A 21980-nucleotide genomic window follows, 5' to 3' on the forward strand; every position below is an offset into this window, starting at 1 on the left:
GGACCGTCGAACCGGGGGCGCCCGGCTTGGCGCCATCCCGTCAGCGGGGCATGGTGACGGCGTTAAAGTCAACGCTCGCCGAAGGAGATTGGGTGTCCGGTTCCCTCATCCTCAACACCACGACTCGCGACGAACTCGGCGCCACGATCGGCCGCGAGAAGCTGGATCGTCTGACCGGGCGGCTCCGGGACCTTCTCTCGACCGCGCTGCGGGGATCGGGCCGTGACGGAACGGAGGTGGGCCGCGAAGCGCATACCCTCGTGTCCATGGCGGGGATGCTCGGCTTCGACGCATTGAGCGAGGCGTGCCGCAACCTGGAATACGCGACGCAACGCGGCGGCGACTTCGCGCCGGATCTCCGCGAGGCCGCTCGCCTCCGCGACGAGACTCTGGCCGCGCTGGCGAACGTCTGAAGACCCGCCGCGGCACCGGGGCGGCGGGCTCCCTATCCTGAGTTTCCGGCCGGAAGGTCTTCGCCCCCTTGCATCTGCAAGCAATGCGAAGACATCCAGGGATGCGCCCCGTTCGGAAACGGCCCATCGCCCTGGATTGCTTCGCTTCGCTCGCAATGACGAGAAGAGCATCATGGGCCGCCAGGGCCTTTTCGGCGGGACTCCGAGGAGCGACGACGACCGGACGTTCCGGGCGACACGGCCCGTTCCATGGCGTCGGCGGCCCCTCAGCCCGCGTTCCGCGCGGCGGGCTCCCCGGTCACGATCGATTGCAGCGCGCTCTCGAAGGTAAGGACGGCGCCCGTCACGGGATAGGCCAGGCGCACCGTGCCGCCGAAGCTGTGGGCGAGGGTCCGCGCGATCAGGCGCGAGCCGAAACCCGTCCGGGTCGGCGGGACGACGGGCGGGCCGTTCGCCTCCTCCCAGGAGAACCGCAGGAGCGGCCCCTGGCCCTGTGGCCCGTCGAAGACGGTCCAGCCGATCTCCACATGCCCGCCGGGCGTCGAGAGGGACCCGTATTTCGTGGCGTTGGTGGCGAGTTCGTGCAGCATCAGGGCGAGGGTCATGCCCTGGTGCGGGCTGAGGGTGACATCCGGCCCCGCGACGCGGAATCGGCCCGGCTCGCCGTCGCTGTGGAGTTGCACGCAGGTTTCGACCAGCGCGACGAGGGAGGCGCTGGCGAAGGATCCCTGCAGCAGCACGTCGTGCGCCTTCGCCAGGGCCTGGAGCCGGGCGGACAGGGACTCAGCGGCGCTGTCGAGGGAGGGCGCGTTCCGAAGGGTCTGCGCGGCGACGGCCTGCACCAGGGCCAGGGTGTTCTTCATCCGGTGGGAAAGTTCCTGCATCAGCAGGGTTTGCCGGTCCTCGGTGCGCTTCAGTTCGGTGATGTCCCGCGCCACGGCGAGGATACGCTCGGGCCGCTCGTCCGCCCCGTGGATCGGCGTGACCGCGATGTCCCACCACGTGGTCGCCCTCCGCCCCTGCAGGCGGGCCTGGAAGCGGCTCGACGCGCCGAGCCGGGCGGCGTGGAGGCTGCTCCCGATGGCGGCGGCATCCTCCAAGCAGGTCCAGAAGTCCGGCCATGGCTTCCCGATCGCGGCGGCCGGGCTGTCGAGGCCGAGGATCGAGGGGCCGTTCTCGCTCACGGTGATGAGTCGCCCGTCGAGATCGAGGACCGCGATGAAGTCGGTCGTCGTCCAGAGGATCCGGCGGTTGAATTCCTCGCTGGCCCGCAGCTGCGCGTTCAACTCCTCCGCGGTGGCAAGGCGGGCCGCGCCGTCCTCGATGTCCCGGCGGTAGAGGACCGCCGTCTCCTCCGCCGCCGTCCGCACCGCCTCGACGATGCGGCCGAGGCGCTTGTTCCGCTCGAGTTCGACGTTGGCGAGTTCCGTGGCCTGGGTCAGGAGGTTGCGCAGCCGCGCGTTCTCAGCCTCGAGGTAGCGGATGCGTCCCTCGCGCTCGTCCGGCTCCAACAGCGCGCTCAGCGTGTTCATCCGAAGCCCCCGTCACCTCCGCACCGGATCCCCCGTTTTGAACGGGGTGATCTCTCTTGCAGACCCCACTCGATCACGGACGTCGGCCATGACGAGCGGAGGCGCGCTTCGGCGGCGGACCGATCCGCCGCTCATGTCGAAGACCGCACCCGCATCCGCGCGATTCGAGGGGTATTGAACGGTAACATAGCGTCCGACGCCCGCAAGCTAACTTTGCAGTTTGCCGGGCGCGACAAAGCGACGACGAGGTGAAACTGTATTAAAGTATTCATTTACCGATTTCGCATCAGCAAAACCAGCCAACCGATCCCGAGGATGAAAACGACCAGCCCGATCGAGACGAAGACCGGGGTTCCGAGGTCGATGAGGCGCGGGGCGAGCTGCGTCGCGAAGGCGGCCACCACGAGGGCCACGGCGACACGGGCCGCCGCCCGCTCGATGCCGCGCGTGACCTTGTCGAGGCCCTTGATCTCGATCTCGACGGTGACGCGGCCCTGCTTCAGGCGCACCAGCATCAGGTGGATCAGCGTCGGCAACTCGGAGGCGGCGCCGTAGAGGCCCGCGCCGAGGGCCTCGGCCTTCTGCTTGAGACCGTCGAGGGAGAATTGCGAGCGCATGCTCGCACGCACGGTGGGCGCGGCGGCGGCGAAGAGGTCGAAGTTGGGGTCGAGGTGGCGCATCACGCCGTCCGCCGTCACGAGGCCCTTGAACAGGATCGCGAGGTCGGTCGGCATGGCGAGGTCGTTCTCGCGGGCCATGTTCATGAAGTCGGTGAGCACGAGGCCGAGGTTCAGCGGGATCGACGAGTGGCTCTCCACGAACGCCTGGGCCGAGACCTGGAGCTTGGTCAGGTCGGGGTTGCTCGCGCCGGTCCAGTCGAGCAGCACGGCCATCAGCCCGTCCGCGTCCTGCTTCAGCATGGCGCCGATCAGGACGAGGAGCTGGTTGCGGCGGCGCTGGGACAGGCGGCCGATGATGCCGAAATCGATGAAGCCGATCCGGTTGCCGGACATCGCCAGCATGTTGCCGGGGTGCGGGTCGGCGTGGAACTGGCCCTCGATCAGGGCCATCTGCAGGAAGGCGTCGGTGCCCTTCTGGGCGAGCGCCTTCTTGTCGATCCCGGCCGCCTCCAGGGCGGCCTCGTCGTTGGGCGGGATGCCGTTGATGAAGTCCTGCACCAGCACCCGCTCGGAGCAGTACTCCCAGTGGATCTTGGGGAAGACGATGTCGTCACGGCCCTCGAAGATCTGCGCGAGCTGCTCGCAGTTGCGGGCCTCGTTGAGCAGGTCGAGTTCGCCGTTGAGGCCGTCGGCGAGGTGGCGCATCTGCTCGCGGGGCTGATAGCGGGCCATGTCCGGCCATTCCGCCTCCACGATCCGGGCGCCGTGCGCCATCAGGCGCAGGTCCGCCTCGATGATCTTGCGCAGGTTCGGCCGCACCACCTTGACGATGACGTCCTCACCCGTGTGCAGCCGCGCCCGGTAGACCTGCGCGATCGAGGCCGAGGCCAGGGGCTCGGTGTTGAATTCGGCGAAGATCTCCGCCGCCGGGCCGCCGAGGTCCTGCTCCAGCTGGTGGCGGATCTGCTCCCACGGCACGGGCGGGACCTGGCTATGGAGCTTCTGCAGCTCCTCCGTCCAGGCGGGCGAGAGCAGGTCCGGGCGGCTCGCCAGGATCTGGCCGAACTTGATGAAGGTCGGCCCCAGGGCCTCGATGGCCCGGCGCATCCGCTCGGGCTCCGACAGGCGCGTCACGTCGACCCGCGGCTGGCGCCGGGGCAGCAGGGGGAGGGCGCGCAGACCGAGGCGGTCCACGACGCGCGTTACCCCGAAGCCGATCAGGATCGAAGCGATCTCCGACAGCCGCTGGCGGTCGCGTGCGGCAACGAAGGCTGTCTTGAGCATGAGGCTGGCGGGATTCCTGGAGTGGGGCCTCACCGCAGCCCGATCTTAAGGACTTTTTTGGGACCTACTTACGCAGGGGTCGCCGGAAAGGGCTTTCAACCGGCGGGTGCGGCGCTGAAGCCGCTCAACCCTCTTATCCTCATCGTCGTTGCGAGCGGCAGCGACGCGATCCGGCGATGCGGGGCATCCGGATCGCCCGCCGCCCTGGATCGCTGCGCTTCGCTCGCAACGACGGCCGGAGTGGCCGCTCAGCCCTTCACGGCGCCGTCGATGGCGTCGAGCACGCGGTCGATGTTGTGGGTGTTGACGGCCGCCACGCAGATGCGACCCGTCTCCAGGGCGTAGACCTCGTGCTCCTCGCGGAGCTTCACGGCCTCCTCCGGGCTGAGGCCGGTATACGAGAACATGCCCTTCTGCGCCTTGATCGCCTCGAAGCCCCGATCCGGGTGGCGCTGATGGAGGCTGTCGGCCATGCGCACGCGCATCTCCTTGATGCGCTCTCGCATCTCGCCGAGTTCCTTCACCCAGTCGGCCTTGAGGGCCGGATCGGTGAGGACGATCTCGACGATGGCGGCGCCGTGCGTCACCGGGTTGGAGTAGCTCCACCGCACCAAGCGCTTGGCCAGTGCCTCGACCTTGGCGCGCATCGCCGGGTCGGAGGCGACGACGGTCAGGGCGCCGACGCGCTCGCCGTAGAGCGAGAACGACTTGGAGAAGGACGAGGCAACGAAGAATTCCTGGCCCGATTCCGCGAGGAGCCGCACCGGGGCCGCGTCCGCGTCGAGATCGATGCCGAAGCCCTGGTAGGCGATGTCGAGGAAGGGGATCAGCCCCTTCTCGCGCAGGAACGGCACGAGGTCGGCCCATTCCTCCGCCGTCAGGTCGGCGCCGGTCGGGTTGTGGCAGCAGGCGTGCAGGACCACGATGGAGCCGGCCGGCAGCGCCGCGAGGGCGGCGCGCATCGCCGGGTAATCGACGCCGCCCGTATCCGCCGAGAAGTAGGGATACTCGGTGACGGTGAAGCCGGCCTGCGTGAACAGGGCGCGGTGGTTCTCCCAGGTCGGGTCGCTCACCGCGACGGTCGCGCCGGGCCGGAGCTTGGCCAGCACGTCCGCGCCGATCTTGAGGGCGCCGGTGCCGCCGACGCTCTGCAGCGTCGCCGCCCGGTTCTGGGAGAGGATCGGCGCGCCGTCCCCGAACAGCAGGGCCTGGACGGCGTCGCGGAACGGCTTGGTGCCCTCGATCGGCCGGTAGGTCTTGGGCAGACCCTTCTCGATCCAGCGCTTCTCGGCCTCCTGCACGGCGCGCAGGCGCGGCACCTTGCCCTCGGCATCGGTATAGACGCCGATGGCGAGGTTCAGCTTGCCCGGACGGGTATCGGCATTGAACGCCTCGAACAGGCGCATGATCGGGTCGAGGGGCGCATCCTGGATGCCGGCGAACAGCGAGGTCATTGTCTTGGTCCCGGAACGGTCTGTCGTGACCCGCCGGGGCGACCATGATGCGCCGCGGCATCCGTCGAGTCGGCGCCTTATCGCGCAGATCGCAGCGGATCGCGACCCCATCGCGAACACTTCCGGGAGAGACTTTCGTAGCGGCCTGCTACAAGCGGCCCATGCGATTCCCGGCGTTTCTCACCGCGTTGACCTTCGGCCTCGTCGCCTTCGTCGGCCTCCGGGGCGGAGCGTCGGCCGAGGTCCCCGCCCCGGTGCGGATCGGCCTGTCCGCACCGTTGACGGGGCCCGACGCCGCCTTCGGCCAGGGGCTGCGGATCGGCGCCGAGCAGGCCGTCGCCGATCTCAACCGGGCCGGGCCACGCCGCTACGCCCTCACGACCGCGGACGATTCCGGCGAACCGCGCCAAGCCGCCGCCGTGGCGGCGCGCTTCGCGGCGGACAATTTCGCCTTCGTCGTCGGCCCGTTCGAATCCTCCGCCGTGGCGGCGGCGGCGCCGGTCTATGCCCGCTCCGGCACCGTCTTCATGACCCCCGGCGCGACCTACGGCTCCCTCACCGGGCGGGGCCTGTGGAACCTCTTCCGCCTCGGCCCGAGCGACCCGCAGCAGGCCCGCGCCGCCGCGGACTATCTCGCGAGAACCTTCGCCGACCGGCCCATCGCCGTCGTGAACGACCGCACGGGTTTCGGCCGTGCCATGGCCGACGCCGCCGCCGAGCGCCTGCGGAGCCTCGGCCAGCGCGAGGCGGTGGCAGATTCCTTCGACCGGGGCAGCGTCGATCTCACGGCCCTGGTCCGCCGCCTCGCCGAGGCGAAGGTCGAGGCCGTGTATTTCGGCGGCATGGCGCCCGATGCGGCGACCCTGGTGCGCGCCCTCCGCGAGGCGCATCTCGGCGCGACCCTCGTCGCGGGAGACGGCCTCCTCGATCCCGCCTTCGCCACGGTGGGCGCACCGGGGGAGGGGACCGTGATGACCGCCCCACCCGAGGCGCCGCGCCTGCCCGTCCCACCCAACGGCAAGGTCCAGCCCCTGACGCCGGAGGGCGCCACCGTCGCCGCGAGCGCCTACGCGGCGGTGCAGATCCTGGCCCAGGCCCTGGAGCGCGGGGCGTCACCGGACCCGCGCACCGGCCGGGTGGACGGACGCAAGCTCGCCCAAGCCCTCCGGGCGGGGCCGTTCAGAACCCTGGTCGGACCGGTCGCCTTCGACGCGCAGGGCGACGAGAGCGACGACCGCGTGGTCGCCCTGCGGGTGTGGCGGCGACAGCCGGACGGGCGCCTCGACTTCGCCGGGCCGGCCCTTCCGGTGAGCCCGCGACCGAATTGAACGGTGTGCGGTGCCCCGCGCGACTTGCGGCAGACTTCGGCGGGGACTAAATCCGTGCTTCATCGCCGGAGAGCCGCGATCCGTGTCAGCGGATTGGATTGCCGCGCCCCGGTGTCTTCCAGACGACACGGGATGTCGAACGCTTTTTTGCCGGAACGCCTGCTGCCGGACGGTTCGACTGGAGAGGGTGTATGGCTAAAGAAGAGTTGATGCAGTTCGACGGTCTCGTGATCGAGATCCTGCCCGATGCGCGCTACCGCGTGCAGCTCGATCAGGGCCACGAGATCGTGGCGTACACCGCGGGCAAGATGAAGAAGAACCGCATCAAGACCCTGGCCGGGGACCGGGTGACCGTCGAGATGTCGCCCTACGACCTCGAGAAGGGCCGCCTTGTGTTCCGCCACAAGGACGAGCGCTCCTCGGGTCCGCGCCCTCCGGTGCGCGGCGGCCAGTTCCGCCGTCGCTGACGGTGTGGCGCCCTGGAGGCGCCGCTGCGGCCGCTTACGGCCTTCTGACCGTCAGCGCCCTCCTCTGGGCAGGCAATGCCGTGACCAGCCGCTGGGCTCCGGGGCATGTCTCGCCTCAGGCCATCACGACCCTGCGCTGGCTCGTGGCGAGCCTCGTGCTGCTGCCCCTCGCGGTGGCACCGGTGCGGGCCGAGTGGCCGGTCATCCGCCGCAACTGGCCGTTCATCCTGCTGATGGGCGGCCTCGGCTACACGGCCTTCAACTGCCTGTTCTACGCCGCCGGAAACTATACCGGCGCGATCAACCTCGCCCTGTTCCAGGGCGCGGTTCCGGTTCTGGTTATCCTGATCAACCGGTTGTGCTTCGGGACGCGGGTGACGGCCGGGCAGATGCTCGGCGTGGTGCTGACCCTCGCCGGGGCGGCCCTGGCCGCGAGCCATGGCCGCATGGCCGTGTTCACCGACCTCGACTTCAACCGCGGCGACGTGCTGGTCTTCGGCGCCTGCCTGATCTTCGCGGGCTATACGGTCCTGCTGCCGAGGCGGCCGAGGATGTCGGCCCTCGCGTTCTTCGCCTCCATGGCGATTGCCGCCACGCTGACCTCCCTGCCGCCCCTGGCTGTGGAATGGTCGCTCGGCCGCACCGTGTGGCCGAGCGCCGAGGGATGGGCCATGATCGCCTATGTCGGCCTCGGCCCCTCGCTCCTCGCGCAACTGTGTTACATGCGCGGCGTCGCGGCCATCGGCCCCAACCGGGCGGGGCTGTTCGTCAACCTCGTGCCGGTGTTCGGCGCGTTGCTGGCCGTGCTCCTGATCGGCGAGACCTTCGGGCCGACGGAGGCCGCCGCGCTGGCCCTCGTGCTCGGCGGCATCGCCTGCGCCGAGCGCCTGAAACCGGCGGCTCCTCCGCCAGGAACTCCGCCGCCATCGTCGCGGGCATGAGCGGCACGCGGAGCGGAGGCGCACCGCCCGCTCCGCCATGACGAAGTAGGCTGGACCTTATTCGCAGACGCGGACGCGGCGGATGTAGACGTCGCCGTAGGCATCGACGGTGCGGCGGCGCTCGAAATGGCAGACCGGGCCGTAATCTTCCTCGACGTAGACCGGCGGCGGCGGGGCGCGGTAGACCGGCTGGCCGGGGTAGTAGCCGTTGTTGTTGGAGGAGGCGATCGCCCCGCCGATCGCGAGGCCGCCGATCGCGCCGAGGGCCGCGGCACCGGCCGGGCCGATTCCGTCCCGCGCCTGGGCGGCGGGCGCGAGGGTGATGAGGCCGCTGAGGATGGCGGCCATGGCGAGGGTCGTCCGCATGTCTCTTCCCGTGATGACTCGTTGCGCCGAAGCGTGCAGCCTAACACAGGCGAGATTTCAGGCGATTGTTCGGCAGCGCGCAAAATACTGATTGCACGCAATGGAAACCGGAGCATCCGGGTTTTCGCGCGGCGCTTGACGGATCGCCGTCTCGGCCCGAAACCCTCCCCGAGCGAAGAGGGACACCATGGTCACACGCGGCTTCACCGGGCGCAGGCAGCCGCCGGAGACCGGCGCGCGGCTCCCGCCCGGCCAGTACCTGACCCAGGATTTCCCGATCCTCCAGATCGGGCCGAACCCGTCCGTCGATCTCGCCACCTGGCAATTCACCCTCCGCGACGGGTCCCGGCCGATCAAGACGTGGTCCTGGGAGGCGATGCAGGCGCTTCCGCAGACGACGTGGCACGGCGACATCCACTGCGTCACCAAGTGGTCGAAGTTCGACACGACCTGGGAGGGCGTGACCTTCGACGACCTCCTCACCGATGCCGGCATCGAGGCGCCGACGGAGTACCTCTTGGCGGAGTCCTACGACGACTATTCCACCAACATCCCCGTCGCCGACCTGACGGACGGCAAGGCGATGATCGCCCTGCGCTACGACGGCCAGCCGATTCATGCCGACCACGGCGGCCCGGCCCGGTTCTTCGTGCCGCATCTCTACTTCTGGAAGAGCGCCAAGTGGCTGAAGGGGCTTCGCTTCACGAAGGCCGACACGGCGGGCTACTGGGAGTTGCGCGGCTACCACATGTATGGAGATCCCTGGCGTGAGCAGCGCTACATCGGCGACTGAGGCCGCCTTCGCGCCCATCGTCTTCCACTGGTACGAGGCGGAGGTCGCCGCCATCGCGCCCGTCACGCCGACGGTGAAGAGCGTGCGGCTGCGCTGCGCCATCGCCGACCGCCAGCGGGCGGGCCAGCACGTCGACGTGCGCCTGACGGCGGAGGACGGTTACCGCGCCAGCCGCAGCTACTCCGTCGCCTCCCCGCCCGATGGCAGCGGGACCCTCGAACTGCTGGTGGAGGGTTTGCCGGACGGCGAGGTCTCGGGCTGGTTCTTCGACACCGCCGAGGTCGGCGACCGTCTGGAGATGCGCGGGCCGATCGGCGGCTCATTCTCCTGGGACGGGCCCGATGGCGGGCCGCTGCTGCTGGCGGGGGGCGGCTCGGGCGTGGTGCCGTTGCTCGCCATGCTGCGCCGCCGGGCGGAGGTCGCGCCGGAGATTCCCGCCGCGCTGATCTTCTCCGTGCGCAGCCGCGCCGAGGCTATCGCCCTCGACGAGTTGGAGGCCCGGCACCGGGACGAGCCGCACTTCTCGCTCTTCCTGCGCACCACGCGCGAGGGCGACGGGCGCCGGGTCGATGACGCCCTGGTCGCGGCGGCCCTCGATTGGACCGGCGCGCCGGGCAAGGTCTTCCTCTGCGGCTCGAACCGCTTCGTCAGTCCGACGGCCGATCTCATCGTGGCGGCTGGCGTGCCGGCGGGGATCATCCGCACGGAGCGATTCGGAGCCTGAACGGGACGTCGCATCGACGGTCGTCGTGGCGGGAACCGCCCGCCATTTCCTGCCGTTCGATTCCCGCTGGCCGGCAGGCCGGAAAGGGAGACGGCGATGATCGGAACGTTCACTCGGATCTCACTCGTCGCGCTGGGGGTCGCCGGGTTCGCGGCGTCGGCCTCGGCCCGCGACGCCGGAAGTGGCAGTCAGTCGAAGACTGTCCGCCCGATGAAGGGCTTCAAGCCCAGTTACCAAGCGACCACGAACGTTGCTGGACCCGAGCGTCCTTACACTTGGCCGGTGAACGACCGTTATGGTCCGGTGTCTCGTCCTTATTTCGGTCGATCTTATTGAGACGCCGCGCTCAGCTTGACTGTCGCGGCGGCCCGAAGACCGGCGCGGTGCGACGATTGGACGGGCTGGCGCAGCGTTCTGTAACTGCGTAGAAACCACGTAGGTCTACGGTCCGCGCCCGAATCAATCAACCCGCCGCTGCCCGTGCCACGCTTCTTCATCGATCTTCACGACGGCACTCACTTCATCCGGGACCGGGAGGGTTACGACCTTCCCGATCTCGGCGCCGCGCGCAGCCAAGCGGCGCGAATCATGACGCGCATCGCGCAGGGCATGGCCGACGGCCCCACCCGGCAGGACTATGTCCTGGCGGTCCGCGAGGGGGACGGGGCCGTGCTTCTGCGGATGCGGATGTCCTTCGATTCGGATTTCTCGGAGTAAGAGCCTTTCTCAAACCTCCCGCTGCGCCGTCGAGGTTGAAGGGAGAACTCCCCGTGGCCGGGAGTTTCGTAAGGCGCTCCAAGACCTCGTCGCCTGCGGGGGGGCCATGCCGGGCCGGGAGTGGTCAGGTCCGCGCGCAACCGTTACGAAGGCCGTGCTGTGAACGGGCGACCGCGATCGGTCTCCCTGCGCGCGAGTGCGCCGCGCCTCTCGACGAAAAACGGAACAGACGTGCCTTTTCCCACCCTGCCCGCCCCCATCGCGCGGGCCCTGGCCGAACGCGGCTATGCCGAGCCCACCCCGGTTCAGGCCGCCGTCCTGGACGCATCCGGAGGCGGACGCGATCTCCTCGTCTCCGCCCAGACCGGCTCGGGCAAGACGGTGGCCTACGGCCTCGCCATGGCCGGATCGCTGATCGGTGACGGCGAGGAACTGCCGCAGCCCGCCGCGCCGCTGGCCCTTGTCATCGCGCCGACCCGCGAACTGGCGCTCCAGGTGCAGCGCGAGCTCGAATGGCTCTACGGACCGGCCAAGGGGCGCGTCACGGCCTGCGTCGGCGGCATGGACCCGCGCCGCGAGGCCCGGCGGCTGATGGATGGATCGCAGATCGTCGTCGGCACGCCCGGCCGCCTGCGCGACCATCTGGAACGGCGGGTGCTGAACCTCTCGAACCTGCGCGCCGTCGTGCTCGACGAGGCGGACGAGATGCTCGATCTCGGCTTCCGCGACGATATCGAGTTCATCCTCTCGGCCACGCCGGCCGAGCGTTCGACCTACCTGTTCTCCGCCACCCTGCCGAAGGGAATCGAAGCGCTGGCCGAGCGCTACCAGCGCGACGCGCTGCGGCTGGCCATCAAGGGCGAGACGCGGGGCCATGCCGATATCGCCTACCGAGCGATCCGCGTCGTGCCCCGGGAGATCGAGCACGTGGTGCTCAACCTTCTGCGCGAGGCCGACGCGCCGACGGCCATCGTGTTCTGCAACACCCGCAACGCGGTGCGGCACCTCCAGGCCAACCTCACGGAGCGCGGCTTCTCGGCGGTCGGCCTGTCGGGGGAGATGGGGCAGGGCGAGCGCAACGCCGCCCTCCAGGCCCTGCGCGACGGACGCGTGAAGGTCTGCGTCGCCACCGACGTCGCGGCCCGGGGCATCGACCTGCCTTCACTCAGCCTCGTGATCCACGCGGACCTGCCGCACGACGCCGAGGTGATGCAGCACCGCAGCGGGCGTACCGGCCGCGCGGGCCGGAAGGGGACGTCCGTGCTCCTCGTGCCGAACGCGCGCCGTCGCCGGGCGGAGCAGATGTTCGCCATCGCCAAGGTCGCGCCGGAATGGTCGGGACCGCCCTCGGCCGACACGATCCGCGGCCTCGACGCGGAGCGGATGCTCACGGACCCGATGATCGCCGAGCCCGTGTCCGAAGAGGATACGGCCCTGGCGCAGATGCTGCTGGCCCAGAAGAGTGCAGAGGAACTGGCCGGCCTCCTCGCGCGGGTCTACCGGATGCGGCTGCCTGAGCCGGAGGACGTGACCGATCCGGGGGAGGGCCGCTCCCGTCCCGAGCGGGCGCCCTACGATCCGCTGAACCCCGAGGCCATCGCGGCGATGGGTCCGGCGGTGTGGTTCCGCCTCAACCTTGGGCGCCGGGACAATGCCGATCCGCGGCGGCTGCTGCCGCTGCTCACCCGGCGCGGCAACTTGGACCGGCAGGAGATCGGCGCCATCCGTATCTTCGAGCGGGAGACCAAGTTCGAGGTGCGCGGCAGCGCCGCCGCCCGCTTCGCCGAGGCGTTCGCCCGGAACGGTTCGCCGGAGATCCAGATCGAGGCCCTTCCGGCCGAGCAGGCGCCCGCGCCGCGCAAGGGGCATCCCGGCGGCAAGGGCACCCAATCGCCCCGTGCCGACCGCCATCGGCGGCAGGCGGGGAAGGGCGGGTTCAAGCAGAGCCGGGCCTGAGCCCGCGCCCTCGCCATCCCCCCGGAGGTGTCAGGCCGCCTTCGCCTTCAGGGTGGCGCGCTCGGCCTGGACCAGCACGTCGAGGGCACGCCAGGGCTTCTGCATGAACACGGCTCGGTCCGGCAGCGCGCCCTCGTGGGCCGCGCCGGAGGTTACGACGACCTGGGTGCCCGGCCAGCGCCGGCCGACATCGCGGGCGAGGGTCATGCCGTCCATGGCGCCCGGCAGTCGGACATCCGCGAACAGCAGGGCTACGGTGACATCGCCGCTCTCCAGCACGGAGAGCGCATCCTCCGCGCTCTCACAGGCGATGACGCCGAGGTCGCTCTCCTCCAGGACGGCGGTCGCGAGGTCACGGACAGCGGCGTCGTCCTCGACCACGAGGGCGATCGGTGTGTGACGGTCCATGCGTCCGCAATCCATGGTGGGCTCCTGAGTGGCTGGGGTGGGGGTTCGAGCCTCGCGAGGGGCGAAAAAAGCCGACCGACGCGACTGATTCCCCGATTCGGCCATGCTGGCCCGGCATGACTCTCGCGACAAGAGTCCGGCTCCGCGGCAGGCCGATGCCTGCCCTGCAGTCAAGCCGCCCCTCACACGGGCGTGACGCCTGAAATATGCGCAGGAGCCCGGTAGTTAAGAAACTGTTCATTAGGATGGCGCGACGGTTACAACCCTATGATACGCCGGCGAACGAAGTTCCGACGCGGGTCACAGGCACCACGGTCCACTCGAACTTGAGGATGACCCTTCGATCATGTGCCGCTTTCTCGCCTATAGCGGTGAGCCGGTCTTTCTTTCCGACCTCGTCTGCGCGCCGACGCATTCCCTGGTGCATCAATCCCTCCATGCGGATGAGGGGAAGACCGAGACGAATGGGGACGGTTTCGGAATAGGCTGGTACGGCGAGCGGCCGGAGCCAGGGGTGTACCGTGACATCTCGCCCGCGTGGTCGGACGAGAATCTCGTCAATCTCTGCGGTCAGGTGAGGGCGCGAACCTTCTTCGCCCATGTCCGCGCTTCCACCGGCACGGCGACGGCGCGGGCGAACTGCCATCCCTTCGCCCATGGCCGCCACCTCTTCATGCATAACGGCCAGATCGGCGGCTATTGCCGGATCAAGCGGCGGCTCGAAGCCCTGATTCCCGACGAGCTCTACGACCAGCGGCGCGGCAGCACGGATTCGGAGGCGATCTTCCTCCTCGCCCTGGCCAACGGGCTGAAGGACGATCCCCTGGGCGCCATGGCGCGCACCATCGAGACGGTGCGCGGCCTGATGAAGGCGGCCTCCGTCACCGAGGCCCTGCGCTTCACCGCCGTGCTCACCGACGGCGAGAGCCTCACGGCCTACCGTTGGGCCTCGGACGGGCGCCCGCCCAGCCTGTACTACCGCTCCGGTCCTGGCGGGATCGTCGTCGTCTCCGAGCCGATCGACGGTTGCAAGGACGGGTGGCAGGTGGTGCCGAAGGGCTGCACCCTGCGGGCGGAGCGAGGCGGATCCGTCACCGTGTCCGAGCCGGTCAACGCCGCCCGGCGGGCCGCCTGATCTCGTCCCGCTGCGCCCGCCCCGTCGCCGGTGCGGGTGGGGCCACGCAGGAGGGTGGCGCTCAATAGTGCGGCGGCGGAGGCTCCGGCGCGCGCGAGGCCGCGCGGGCGGCGGCTTCCTCGACCTGATCGCGAAGCGCGGCCACGAGGCGCGTCAGCCGGTCGATCTGCTGCCATTGGCCGGTGACGGCCTTGTTCAGGTCATCGATGGTCGCCTCCTGCTCCATGAGACGCATCTCCAGGCGGGCGAGGCGGTCGGCGTCTTCCAAGGGCAAATCCGGATCCTTCGCGGTCGCCCGCCCTGTAGGCGAGGGCGACGGTCGTTTCGGGACAGCGAGTGCCTCAAGGAGGATCGCGGATCAACCGGCCCCGTCAGGCCGCCCGCAGCGCCGGCTCGGCCACCTCGATCCGGTCCCGCCCCCGGGCCTTGGCGGCGTAGAGGGCGGTATCGGCGTGGCGCAGCAGTTGATCCACGCTGCCGCCGCCCGAAGTCCGGGCGATGCCGATGCTCACGCTCAGCTGGAGGCCGGGCAGTTCCGGCATCGCGATGCGGGCGAAGGTCCGGCGAATTCGCTCGGCCACCCGCATGGCATCCACGGCGTCGGCGCCCGTCAGAATGCAGCCGAACTCCTCCCCGCCGAGCCGGCCGAACATCGCCGATGGGGGCAGCACACCCTCCGCCACGGCGCAAAAGGCGAGGAGCACCGCGTCGCCGACCTCGTGGCCGAAGCGGTCGTTGACGGCCTTGAACCGGTCGAGATCGAGGAGAAGCAGGGCAGCTTCCCCCCGCCGGAGCAGCATCTCCTCCGCCGTTTCGAGGAAGGCGCGCCGGTTCGCGATGCCGAGGAGGGGATCGGTGCGGGCCGCCAGCCTTTGCTCCCGCTCGGCCCGTTCCTTGTTCATGTTGATGAAGGTGAAGGCCGAGGCGATGGAGAACAACATCGCGGCAAGGCACAGGATCGCCACCCAATGGGATGTCAGAGGCTGTTGCCCCGGCGCCAGAGGCGCCATGAAGGTGGCCGGGATCCTCACGAAGTAACAGACCGCGTAGATGGCGAGCAGCCCGATCGCGTAGCGACGGGAGGGCAGCGGCTCGGTGCGCCCCCGCCAGAATTCCCAGGCCCCAGCCGTGCAGTAGACGCCTGCCACGAGCGACGCGACGGCCACCCTCAGGGAGATCGAGCCGTAGAAGGACGGGATCAGGCACAGGACGCCCCAGATCCCGGAGACCAGAACGGCGGGGATTACATGGGAATCGCGTCTCTCGAAGGCCCGCACGCCGCTCCAGATCACGCCATAAGCGGTGATCATCGCCACGTTGCCGAAGCCGATCGAGATCCAGTCGGGAATGACGTTGCGGAGCGCGAGCAGGACCGAGCCGCAGGATCCGACGAGATGCGCGATTCCCCACAGCTGGAGGCACCGCCGCGAGGGCATCTGCCGCCACGTGATCAGGAATTGCAGTCCGACAAGGAATGTCGTCGCGCAACTCACCATCAGAAGCGTTGCGGGATCGAGGGCGGGCACTTCGTTTCGACCTCATCAGCAATGGTCGACCGACGGCCGCTTTCAAGTCATGCCATAGACCGGACTCACAGCCAAGCTTAAGTTCCCGACAGAAGAAAGATTTGTCTCTTTCTTACGAAATGTGACAAGACGGACACCATTCCGTGGCCGGGTCGTCGTTTCACCCAGTGGACGGGTGATAGTTCGGCAAAACTGTCTCACAATGCGCGTGCGAACGGATTGTGTCGCCGAGACCTCGGCCGGCCGCCGGAGTCACGACACAGACGTTTTACCGTTCTTCACCTTGGGCGGGACGCGACCGGCGCCGCTGTTCCGGCCGGGCCTTCGGGGAAGGCGGTGCGCGGCCGGAAAGGCCCTCGCTCAGGACGGCGAGGGCCTTTCCGCGACCTTCGAGAGACGTGGCCGATCGCGGCGTGCCGAATTTGCCGAGGAACCCATCGTCGGCTCCGCCTCTGCCGTGACAGTCAAACCCGGATCGCCGACCTCGCAAGGACGGTAATGCGAAAGGATCCGGAAATCCCGGACAACGTCTCAGCGCAGGGCCTGGACGCTGTCGTTGGCCGCCTGGGCGGCGATGACCGGCGCGATCTTGGCCCGCTGCTGCTGGCCGACGCTGATCTCCCGCGAAATCTCCGACCGCCGGGCGCTATAGGAGGCGCAGACCATCGGGTAATCGACGGGAAGCCCCCATTTCGCCCGGTACGCCTCCGGCGTCAGGCCCCGGAGGGTCAGGTGACGGCGCAGGGCCTTGTAGGGCTTGCCGTCCTCGAAACTCGTGATGGCATCCGGCCGGATGGACGCGGCGATCTGGGACGCGCTCGGCCGCTGCGGCCGACGCTCCGGCGGTTTGCCCAGTTGCTCCAGCGCCTGATGGATCTCCTGCAACAATTCCGGCAGGTTGTTTGCGGGAACGCGATTGCGGCTGACATAGGCCGTGAGGATACGGGTCGCGAGTTCGACGGTAGGGTGTTGGCTCATCGATGGGTCCTTGGTCTCACCATCGCACAATGGGCCTTTGAGACGGCTGTCCGATTCGTGGTGAGGTTTTCTCAGCCTAGTCAGCCAAGTCGTCGGGTCCCCCTCGACGGTGGTGAACCGCCATCCCCGAACCCTCTGCTGACTTGTTGCCTATACTACTTATGATTGCATTACCGCGTCAACCGTCGGTTGAACTCATCTTTAGGAGCAATCAGCCCCAGAGACTGGCAAGTGAGCCGGTTTGAAACGATTTCCAACCCTCGGCGGCTGCTTCAGAAGGACGGTGGTCGCGCCGCTGCAATGGCGCTACTGACGCGGCGATGGCGTCGCGCTGCCGTGGCGACGGGATCGGATGAGGGCGCCGGATGGACGTTCTGGTCGTCGGAGCGGGAATCGTCGGGCTGGCCGCTGGCCGGGCGCTGGCCTTGCGGGGCCACGCGGTCATCGTGGCGGAGGCGGCCGACGCCTTCGGTACGGGCATCTCCTCCCGTTCCTCGGAGGTGATCCACGCGGGAATGTACTACCCGGCCGGATCGCTCCGGGCGCAGCATTGCGTGGAAGGCGCGCGGCGGCTCTACGCATACTGCGCGAGCCACGGCATCCCGCACCGGGCCTGCGGCAAGCTGATCGTCGCCGCCGATGACGGGGAGGCGGAGGCAATCGCCGCCCTGCGCGACAAGGGCGAGGCCAACGGCGTCCCGGACCTCGCGCTCCTCGATCGGGAAGAGGCACGGCGGCTCGAACCGAACCTCGAATGCCGCCTCGCCTTGCATTCTCCCCGTACCGGCATCGTCGACAGCCATGCCTTGATGCTGGCCATCCTCGGCGAGATCGAGGATCACGGGGGCGCGCTCGCCCTGCGCACGCCCATCGAGCGGCTGGCCCGCGGGGGCGACCGCTGGCAGGCGACCTTCGGGGGTGCCGAGCCGGGCGTGATGGACGTCGATGCGGTGATCAACGCCGCCGGCTTCGGCGCGCCGGATCTGGCGGCCCGCACCGAAGGGTATCCTGCCGCGGCGGTGCCGACGCTCCATATCGCCAGGGGCAACTACTTCGGCTGCACCGGCAAGCCCGCCTTCTCGCGCCTGATCTATCCGGCGCCGCGGATCGACGGCGGACTGGGGATCCACCTCACCCTCGATCTCAACGGCCGTGTCCGGTTCGGGCCGGACGTGGAATGGCTCGACGAGCCGGATTACCGGGTCGATCCCGGCCGCGCGCCGGTCTTCGCGGAGGCGATCCGGCGCTACTGGCCGGGCCTTCCGGAGGGCGCGCTTCAACCCGATTACGCCGGGTTGCGACCGAAGCTCAGCGGGCCCGGCGAACCCGCCCGGGATTTCCGTGTGGAAGGCCCGGCGGAGCACGGCCTGCCGGGGCTCGTCCATCTCTTCGGCATCGAGAGCCCCGGGCTGACCTCCAGCCTGTCGCTCGCCGACGCTATCGCCGCCCGGCTGGAGGCGTGAGCCGACTCAACGCAGGAGGTGCAGCGCCACCGGCGCGAGGATCGCCGTGAGGAAGGCGTTCAGTCCCATGGCGATGCCGGCGAAGGTGCCCGCCACCTCGCTCACCTGGAAGGCCCGCGCGGTGCCGATCCCGTGCGCGGCGAGACCCGCCGCGAAACCGCGGGCGCGCATGTCGGTGATGCCGAGGCGCTCCATCATCGGCGTGACGAGGATCGCCCCGATGATCCCGGTGAGGATCACGAGGATGGCGGTGAGCGTCGGATCGCCTCCCAGCGTCTCCGCGATGCCCATGGCGACGCCCGATGTCACCGATTTCGGAGCCAGTGATACCACCAGTGGTTGCGGCAGCGAGAAGAGCCGGGCCAGGACAATGACCACGAGCAGGGTCATGGCCGCCCCGGCCGCCAGGGCGGCGAGCATCGGCAGCAACGCCCGCATCACCGTCGCCCGCCGCTCGTAGAGCGGGAAGGCCAAGACCACCGTCGCCGGGCCGAGGAGGAAGTGGACGAACTGCGCGCCCTCGAAATAGGTCGGATAGGGAGTGTCCGAGATCGCCAGGACGGCGGCGACGAACACCACGGAGAACAGCACGGGGTTGGCGAGGGGGTGCCTTCCCGTGGCGACGGCGATGCGGTCGGCGGCGACGTAGGCGGTCAGCGTCACCGTGAGCCACAGGAGCGGCGTCCGGGCGAGGTAGACCCAGAGGGAGAAGTCGCCGGTCATCGCTCAGTCGTTCCGGCCCCGGCGCTCGACGAGATTCGCCACCGCGCGGAACACCAGCACCGTCGTTAGCAGGGAGAGCGCCGTCGAGACGATGAGGATGATCCCGAGCTTGAGCCCCTGCGTGCGGATCAGGTCCAGCCGCCCCACCACGCCCACCCCGGCCGGGACGAAGAGCAGCGAGAGGTTGACGAGGAGGCCCTTGGCCATCGTCTCCAGGGTGCCGTTCGTGAGGGGCGCGGGCAGGACGCGCGCGAGATGACCGCCCTTCGCGTCCCGCGCCACCAGGAACAGCACCATCAGCCCCATACCGATCACCGGGCCGGGTACCGGCAGGCCGAGACCACGGGCCAGCGCCTCCCCGAGGAGTTGGGCCAGCAGGATCAGGGCGAGGCTGGCGATCATGGGGCGGGCGCGTCGGCCGTCCCCGTGCGGCGGGCCGCGGCGATGGTCGGCTCGTCGAAGCCGAGGAGGCGGCCCAGGCGCTCCACCAGCGCCTCCTCGAACTCGTCCACCACGCCGTCGGCGGCGGCCACCGACCATGCCATGGCCAGGAGTTCGCTCCGCTCGGCGCTGTCGGCCTCGTGAGGCAGCATCTCCACGAGGCTCGCCACGTCGCGGGTCTCGATGTCGACGGCGGCGGCCCGGGTGATCAGGTCGCGGGCGGCCGCCGGACCCTCGGCGTAGTGCCCCTCCACGAGGCGGGCGAGGCGCTCACTCTCGGCAAAGGCCAGGATCCCGTCCACCCGGGCGACGTGCACCAGCAGTGCCGTGGCCGCAAGATGGGTGTCATCGACGGCCTTGCGCTGATCGGCCGAGCCGATGCCGAGGACGTCGACCGCGTAGGCACGCACGCGTGCGATCAGGGACATGTTCGCTCCGGGGCGCTCCGCGAAGCACCATTCGGTGCCGTCAAGCTCGCGTCAAGCGCCCGGACTCATCCCGCGCCGACCCGTGGCGTGGCTGCATCTATCGCGGCGGTGCTCAGCCCGAGCGCTGGGCGTGGGTGACCGCGACGTGGATCAGTTCGGCCAGGGTGCGGACACCGAGCTTCTGGCGCATCTGCGAGCAGGCGTTGGTGACGGTCTTGTAGCTCACCGACAGGTCGGCCGCGATGGCGCCGTAGGAGCGGCCCTGCGCGAGGCGGGCGAGAATCTGCTGCTCGCGCGGGGTCAGCTGCGATTCCGGGGTGCGCCGCGCGTCGGCACGCAGCATCGCCACCTCGGTGGCGAGGCGACGGTCGAGGTAGACTTCGCCGTGCCGGACCTTCTCGAAGGCATCATAGAGCTCGGCCGAGGCATGATCCTTCAGCACGTAGCCCAGGGCCCCCGCCTCCAGGGCCCGCGCCACGATCACCGGATCGTTGTGCATGCTGAAGACGAGGATCCGCGTCGCCGGCGCGACGGCGCGGATGCGCCGGATCAGCCCGAGGCCGGCGAGCCCGTTGCCCTGGAAGGTGAGGTCGCAAATCACCACCGGCGGCCGCAACCGGTGGAAGATCCGGTATCCGCCCACTACGGTCGTCGCTTCGGCGATGGTCTCGACGCCGGCATCCTCCAAGACGCGGCGGCAGCCCTGAAGCACGATCGGATGGTCGTCGATCACCAGAACCGGCAGGCGGGTCGTGGCAGGCGCGATCTGGGAAGCAATGGCGTTCATGCGCTCTGCGCGGCTTTCGGGTCTTCGCCGATCTCCCGGCTCCGCTCGGACGGCACCGGGATGGCAATGCGGACGATCGTGCCGGGGCCTGCATTGTCAAGGGCGAAAGTGCCCTGAAGGGCCTCGACCCGCTCCCGCATCCCCGGCAAGCCGAGGCCGAGCGAGTGGTTCGCCGGGATTCCCGAACCGTTGTCGCAGATTTCGACGAGGACCGAGCCCCCACGCTCCTCGGCGATCGCCTCCACCTGCGTCGCGCCGCCATGGCGCACGGCGTTGGTGGCGCTTTCCTGGATGCATCGGAAGACCGTGAGGTCGATCAGGTCGTCGTAGCCCTTGGCCAGGCCGTCGAACCGTCCGGTGAAGGCCGTGCCGGGATAGCGCGCCCCGAAGTTGCGCAGGAGCAGATCGAGGCAGGTGGCGAGCGGCGCCTGGCCGAGACCGTGCGGCCGCAATCGGTTCAGCAGCTCCCGGTTCACCCCCTGGACCTGCCCGACGATGGTGCTGATCTCCGCCGCCCGCGAGGCGAGCCGACTCCGGTCGACCTCGCCGCCCCCTGCGGCGATCCGCGCGATGGAGGCGGCGTTGGCCTCCAGCGCGAACAGGCACGGCCCGAACTCGTCGTGGAGTTCGAGCGCGGTGCGCCGCCGCTCGTCGTCCTGCGCGGTCAGCAGCTTCTGGTTCAGGCGGCCGTTGGCCGAGCGCACCTTGGCGAGGGCCGAGGCCACGCGGTTGAACCGCTCGGCGATCACCGCCAATTCGCGGGTCTTGGGCGGCTCCAGCCGGGCCGTGTAATCGTGGTGCTCCAGTTGCAGCAGCGCCGATCCGAGCCGCCGCAGCGGGGCGAGGATCCGGCCCAGCGCGAGGTAGAGCGCCACCAGGATCGTCGCGTTGATGAGCAGGGTGATCAGCGAGAGGGCGCGGGCGTAGCTCCAGATCTCGTCGATCTCGTCCATCGGCTGGGTGGTGATCTGCGCCGTGCCGAGGGTCCGCCCGGCCAGGGCGATCGGCAGGCTGTGCCGCTCGATCGGCGGCATGATCAGGTCCGCGAACCACGTCGGCGCCTCGCGGGACGGGCGGCGCTCGGGAGTCGAGGCGCCGACGCGGTTGCCCTCCATGTCGATCACGGCGACGCGGACATGGCGCAGGGTGCGGAAGCGGACGTCGAGGGTCTGGAGCAGCGTCTCCGGCGGGGCACGTTCCGCGAGGCGGATCGTGTCCGCCACGAGGGATTCCACCGTCGCCAGGGACGCGCGGGTCTCCACCCGCACGGCCGAGCGAGCGTTCAACACGATGGCGCCACACGACACGATGGCCGCCACCAGATCGATTAGCAGCACGACGGCGATGAGCCGCGCGCGGGTCGACCAGCCCGCCCAGGGGGCGGCCGGCTTCGGTGCCGCGATGGCGCCCGGAGGCGGGGAAGTCGAATGTGTCTCCACGGATATGGCTTAGCTCGGCCGGGCGGGATGTCCATCCGCAACCGCCCACTCGGCAAG

23 protein-coding genes are annotated in these 21980 nt (G+C 69.6%); 10 read left to right on the top strand and 13 right to left on the bottom strand.

What is annotated here, in order from left to right:
• The first annotated feature begins 92 nt into the window (after positions 1–92).
• A complete protein-coding gene (locus MFF06_RS08295) occupies positions 93–413 on the top strand; it encodes an Hpt domain-containing protein (protein ID WP_238202798.1) in 321 nt (106 codons plus the stop codon).
• Positions 414–679: 266 nt separating this feature from the next.
• Here MFF06_RS08295 and MFF06_RS08300 read toward each other — a convergent pair whose 3' ends face one another.
• The 3 genes from MFF06_RS08300 to MFF06_RS08310 all read right to left on the bottom strand — a co-directional run bounded on the left by MFF06_RS08300 (position 680) and on the right by MFF06_RS08310 (position 5303).
• Positions 680–1945, bottom strand: coding sequence for a sensor histidine kinase (locus MFF06_RS08300; RefSeq protein WP_238202799.1), 1266 nt, complete (start codon positions 1943–1945; stop codon positions 680–682).
• A gap of 272 nt (positions 1946–2217) precedes the next feature.
• Complete coding sequence (locus MFF06_RS08305; RefSeq protein WP_238202800.1) at positions 2218–3849, bottom strand: ABC1 kinase family protein; 1632 nt, start codon at positions 3847–3849, stop codon at positions 2218–2220.
• Positions 3850–4097: 248 nt separating this feature from the next.
• Positions 4098–5303 (bottom strand): amino acid aminotransferase, encoded by a 1206-nt coding sequence (locus tag MFF06_RS08310; protein ID WP_238202801.1) that lies wholly within the window; start codon positions 5301–5303, stop codon positions 4098–4100.
• A 161-nt stretch (positions 5304–5464) separates the two neighbouring features.
• Here MFF06_RS08310 and MFF06_RS08315 point away from each other — a divergent pair, with 161 nt between their 5' ends.
• The 3 genes from MFF06_RS08315 to MFF06_RS08325 all read left to right on the top strand — a co-directional run bounded on the left by MFF06_RS08315 (position 5465) and on the right by MFF06_RS08325 (position 8039).
• Positions 5465–6631, top strand: coding sequence for a branched-chain amino acid ABC transporter substrate-binding protein (locus MFF06_RS08315; protein WP_238202802.1), 1167 nt, complete (start codon positions 5465–5467; stop codon positions 6629–6631).
• 191 nt (positions 6632–6822) lie between these two features.
• Positions 6823–7098 carry a translation initiation factor IF-1 gene (gene infA / locus MFF06_RS08320; RefSeq protein ID WP_012320343.1) on the top strand — a complete coding sequence of 92 codons (276 nt, stop codon included), beginning with the start codon at positions 6823–6825 and terminating at the stop codon, positions 7096–7098.
• Positions 7095–8039 carry a DMT family transporter gene (locus tag MFF06_RS08325; protein ID WP_283207257.1) on the top strand — a complete coding sequence of 315 codons (945 nt, stop codon included), beginning with the start codon at positions 7095–7097 and terminating at the stop codon, positions 8037–8039. Before infA ends, MFF06_RS08325 begins: the two co-directional genes overlap by 4 nt.
• 57 nt (positions 8040–8096) lie before the next feature.
• Here MFF06_RS08325 and MFF06_RS08330 read toward each other — a convergent pair whose 3' ends face one another.
• A complete protein-coding gene (locus MFF06_RS08330) occupies positions 8097–8405 on the bottom strand; it encodes a hypothetical protein (RefSeq protein WP_238202804.1) in 309 nt (102 codons plus the stop codon).
• Between the two features lie 187 nt (positions 8406–8592).
• Here MFF06_RS08330 and MFF06_RS08335 point away from each other — a divergent pair, with 187 nt between their 5' ends.
• From MFF06_RS08335 to MFF06_RS08350, 4 genes are all read left to right on the top strand, one after another.
• A complete protein-coding gene (locus MFF06_RS08335; protein WP_238202806.1) occupies positions 8593–9198 on the top strand; it encodes a sulfite oxidase-like oxidoreductase in 606 nt (201 codons plus the stop codon).
• Entirely contained in the window at positions 9158–9922 is a 765-nt protein-coding gene (locus MFF06_RS08340) for an FAD-binding oxidoreductase (RefSeq protein ID WP_370876628.1), read from the top strand. The genes MFF06_RS08335 and MFF06_RS08340 overlap by 41 nt, the downstream gene beginning before the upstream one ends.
• 480 nt (positions 9923–10402) lie before the next feature.
• The gene (locus MFF06_RS08345) at positions 10403–10639 is read left to right on the top strand and encodes a DUF6894 family protein (protein ID WP_238202811.1); all 237 of its coding nucleotides are present in this window, start codon (positions 10403–10405) and stop codon (positions 10637–10639) included.
• A 231-nt stretch (positions 10640–10870) separates the two neighbouring features.
• Positions 10871–12595, top strand: coding sequence for a DEAD/DEAH box helicase (locus tag MFF06_RS08350; RefSeq protein WP_238202813.1), 1725 nt, complete (start codon positions 10871–10873; stop codon positions 12593–12595).
• Positions 12596–12625: 30 nt separating this feature from the next.
• Here the strand turns inward: MFF06_RS08350 and MFF06_RS08355 are convergent, their stop codons facing one another.
• Positions 12626–13003 carry a response regulator gene (locus MFF06_RS08355; protein ID WP_238202815.1) on the bottom strand — a complete coding sequence of 126 codons (378 nt, stop codon included), beginning with the start codon at positions 13001–13003 and terminating at the stop codon, positions 12626–12628.
• Between the two features lie 346 nt (positions 13004–13349).
• Here MFF06_RS08355 and MFF06_RS08360 point away from each other — a divergent pair, with 346 nt between their 5' ends.
• Positions 13350–14138, top strand: a complete 789-nt coding sequence (locus MFF06_RS08360; protein WP_238202817.1) for a class II glutamine amidotransferase — start codon at positions 13350–13352, stop codon at positions 14136–14138.
• Positions 14139–14199: 61 nt separating this feature from the next.
• Here the strand turns inward: MFF06_RS08360 and MFF06_RS08365 are convergent, their stop codons facing one another.
• From MFF06_RS08365 to MFF06_RS08375, 3 genes are all read right to left on the bottom strand, one after another.
• Positions 14200–14406, bottom strand: a complete 207-nt coding sequence (locus tag MFF06_RS08365) for a SlyX family protein (RefSeq protein ID WP_238202819.1) — start codon at positions 14404–14406, stop codon at positions 14200–14202.
• A 103-nt stretch (positions 14407–14509) separates the two neighbouring features.
• A complete protein-coding gene (locus MFF06_RS08370; protein WP_306421657.1) occupies positions 14510–15664 on the bottom strand; it encodes a GGDEF domain-containing protein in 1155 nt (384 codons plus the stop codon).
• 531 nt (positions 15665–16195) lie between these two features.
• Entirely contained in the window at positions 16196–16642 is a 447-nt protein-coding gene (locus MFF06_RS08375; RefSeq protein ID WP_238202821.1) for a Ros/MucR family transcriptional regulator, read from the bottom strand.
• A 365-nt stretch (positions 16643–17007) separates the two neighbouring features.
• On the opposite strand from MFF06_RS08375, the gene MFF06_RS08380 reads away from it, so the two are divergent.
• Complete coding sequence (locus MFF06_RS08380; protein WP_238202823.1) at positions 17008–18105, top strand: NAD(P)/FAD-dependent oxidoreductase; 1098 nt, start codon at positions 17008–17010, stop codon at positions 18103–18105.
• Positions 18106–18111: 6 nt separating this feature from the next.
• Here the strand turns inward: MFF06_RS08380 and MFF06_RS08385 are convergent, their stop codons facing one another.
• The 5 genes from MFF06_RS08385 to MFF06_RS08405 form a co-directional block, all read right to left on the bottom strand.
• A complete protein-coding gene (locus MFF06_RS08385; RefSeq protein WP_238202825.1) occupies positions 18112–18828 on the bottom strand; it encodes an LrgB family protein in 717 nt (238 codons plus the stop codon).
• Between the two features lie 3 nt (positions 18829–18831).
• Entirely contained in the window at positions 18832–19230 is a 399-nt protein-coding gene (locus MFF06_RS08390) for a CidA/LrgA family protein (RefSeq protein ID WP_238202827.1), read from the bottom strand.
• Positions 19227–19697 (bottom strand): tellurite resistance TerB family protein, encoded by a 471-nt coding sequence (locus MFF06_RS08395; protein WP_238202829.1) that lies wholly within the window; start codon positions 19695–19697, stop codon positions 19227–19229. Before MFF06_RS08395 ends, MFF06_RS08390 begins: the two co-directional genes overlap by 4 nt.
• A gap of 112 nt (positions 19698–19809) precedes the next feature.
• Positions 19810–20484: a response regulator gene (locus MFF06_RS08400; protein ID WP_238202831.1), complete on the bottom strand. Its 675-nt coding sequence runs from the start codon at positions 20482–20484 to the stop codon at positions 19810–19812.
• Positions 20481–21887, bottom strand: coding sequence for an ATP-binding protein (locus MFF06_RS08405; RefSeq protein WP_238203083.1), 1407 nt, complete (start codon positions 21885–21887; stop codon positions 20481–20483). The genes MFF06_RS08400 and MFF06_RS08405 overlap by 4 nt, the downstream gene beginning before the upstream one ends.
• Positions 21888–21980: the final 93 nt, after the last annotated feature.

This window comes from Methylobacterium aerolatum, from assembly GCF_022179085.1.
GTDB classification, from domain to species: Bacteria; Pseudomonadota; Alphaproteobacteria; order Rhizobiales; family Beijerinckiaceae; genus Methylobacterium; species Methylobacterium aerolatum.

Bases quoted from the DNA above. Each gene is read 5' to 3' on its own strand.
- MFF06_RS08300 (WP_238202799.1), bottom strand. From the start codon at position 1,945: ATGAACACGCTGAGCGCGCTGTTGGAGCCGGACGAGCGCGAGGGACGC.
- MFF06_RS08305 (WP_238202800.1), bottom strand. From the start codon at position 3,849: ATGCTCAAGACAGCCTTCGTTGCCGCACGCGACCGCCAGCGGCTGTCG.
- MFF06_RS08310 (WP_238202801.1), bottom strand. From the start codon at position 5,303: ATGACCTCGCTGTTCGCCGGCATCCAGGATGCGCCCCTCGACCCGATC.
- MFF06_RS08315 (WP_238202802.1), top strand. From the start codon at position 5,465: ATGCGATTCCCGGCGTTTCTCACCGCGTTGACCTTCGGCCTCGTCGCC.
- infA (WP_012320343.1), top strand. From the start codon at position 6,823: ATGGCTAAAGAAGAGTTGATGCAGTTCGACGGTCTCGTGATCGAGATC.
- MFF06_RS08330 (WP_238202804.1), bottom strand. From the start codon at position 8,405: ATGCGGACGACCCTCGCCATGGCCGCCATCCTCAGCGGCCTCATCACC.
- MFF06_RS08335 (WP_238202806.1), top strand. From the start codon at position 8,593: ATGGTCACACGCGGCTTCACCGGGCGCAGGCAGCCGCCGGAGACCGGC.
- MFF06_RS08340 (WP_370876628.1), top strand. From the start codon at position 9,158: ATGGAGATCCCTGGCGTGAGCAGCGCTACATCGGCGACTGAGGCCGCC.
- MFF06_RS08355 (WP_238202815.1), bottom strand. From the start codon at position 13,003: ATGGACCGTCACACACCGATCGCCCTCGTGGTCGAGGACGACGCCGCT.
- MFF06_RS08360 (WP_238202817.1), top strand. From the start codon at position 13,350: ATGTGCCGCTTTCTCGCCTATAGCGGTGAGCCGGTCTTTCTTTCCGAC.
- MFF06_RS08375 (WP_238202821.1), bottom strand. From the start codon at position 16,642: ATGAGCCAACACCCTACCGTCGAACTCGCGACCCGTATCCTCACGGCC.
- MFF06_RS08380 (WP_238202823.1), top strand. From the start codon at position 17,008: ATGGACGTTCTGGTCGTCGGAGCGGGAATCGTCGGGCTGGCCGCTGGC.
- MFF06_RS08385 (WP_238202825.1), bottom strand. From the start codon at position 18,828: ATGACCGGCGACTTCTCCCTCTGGGTCTACCTCGCCCGGACGCCGCTC.
- MFF06_RS08390 (WP_238202827.1), bottom strand. From the start codon at position 19,230: ATGATCGCCAGCCTCGCCCTGATCCTGCTGGCCCAACTCCTCGGGGAG.
- MFF06_RS08395 (WP_238202829.1), bottom strand. From the start codon at position 19,697: ATGTCCCTGATCGCACGCGTGCGTGCCTACGCGGTCGACGTCCTCGGC.
- MFF06_RS08400 (WP_238202831.1), bottom strand. From the start codon at position 20,484: ATGAACGCCATTGCTTCCCAGATCGCGCCTGCCACGACCCGCCTGCCG.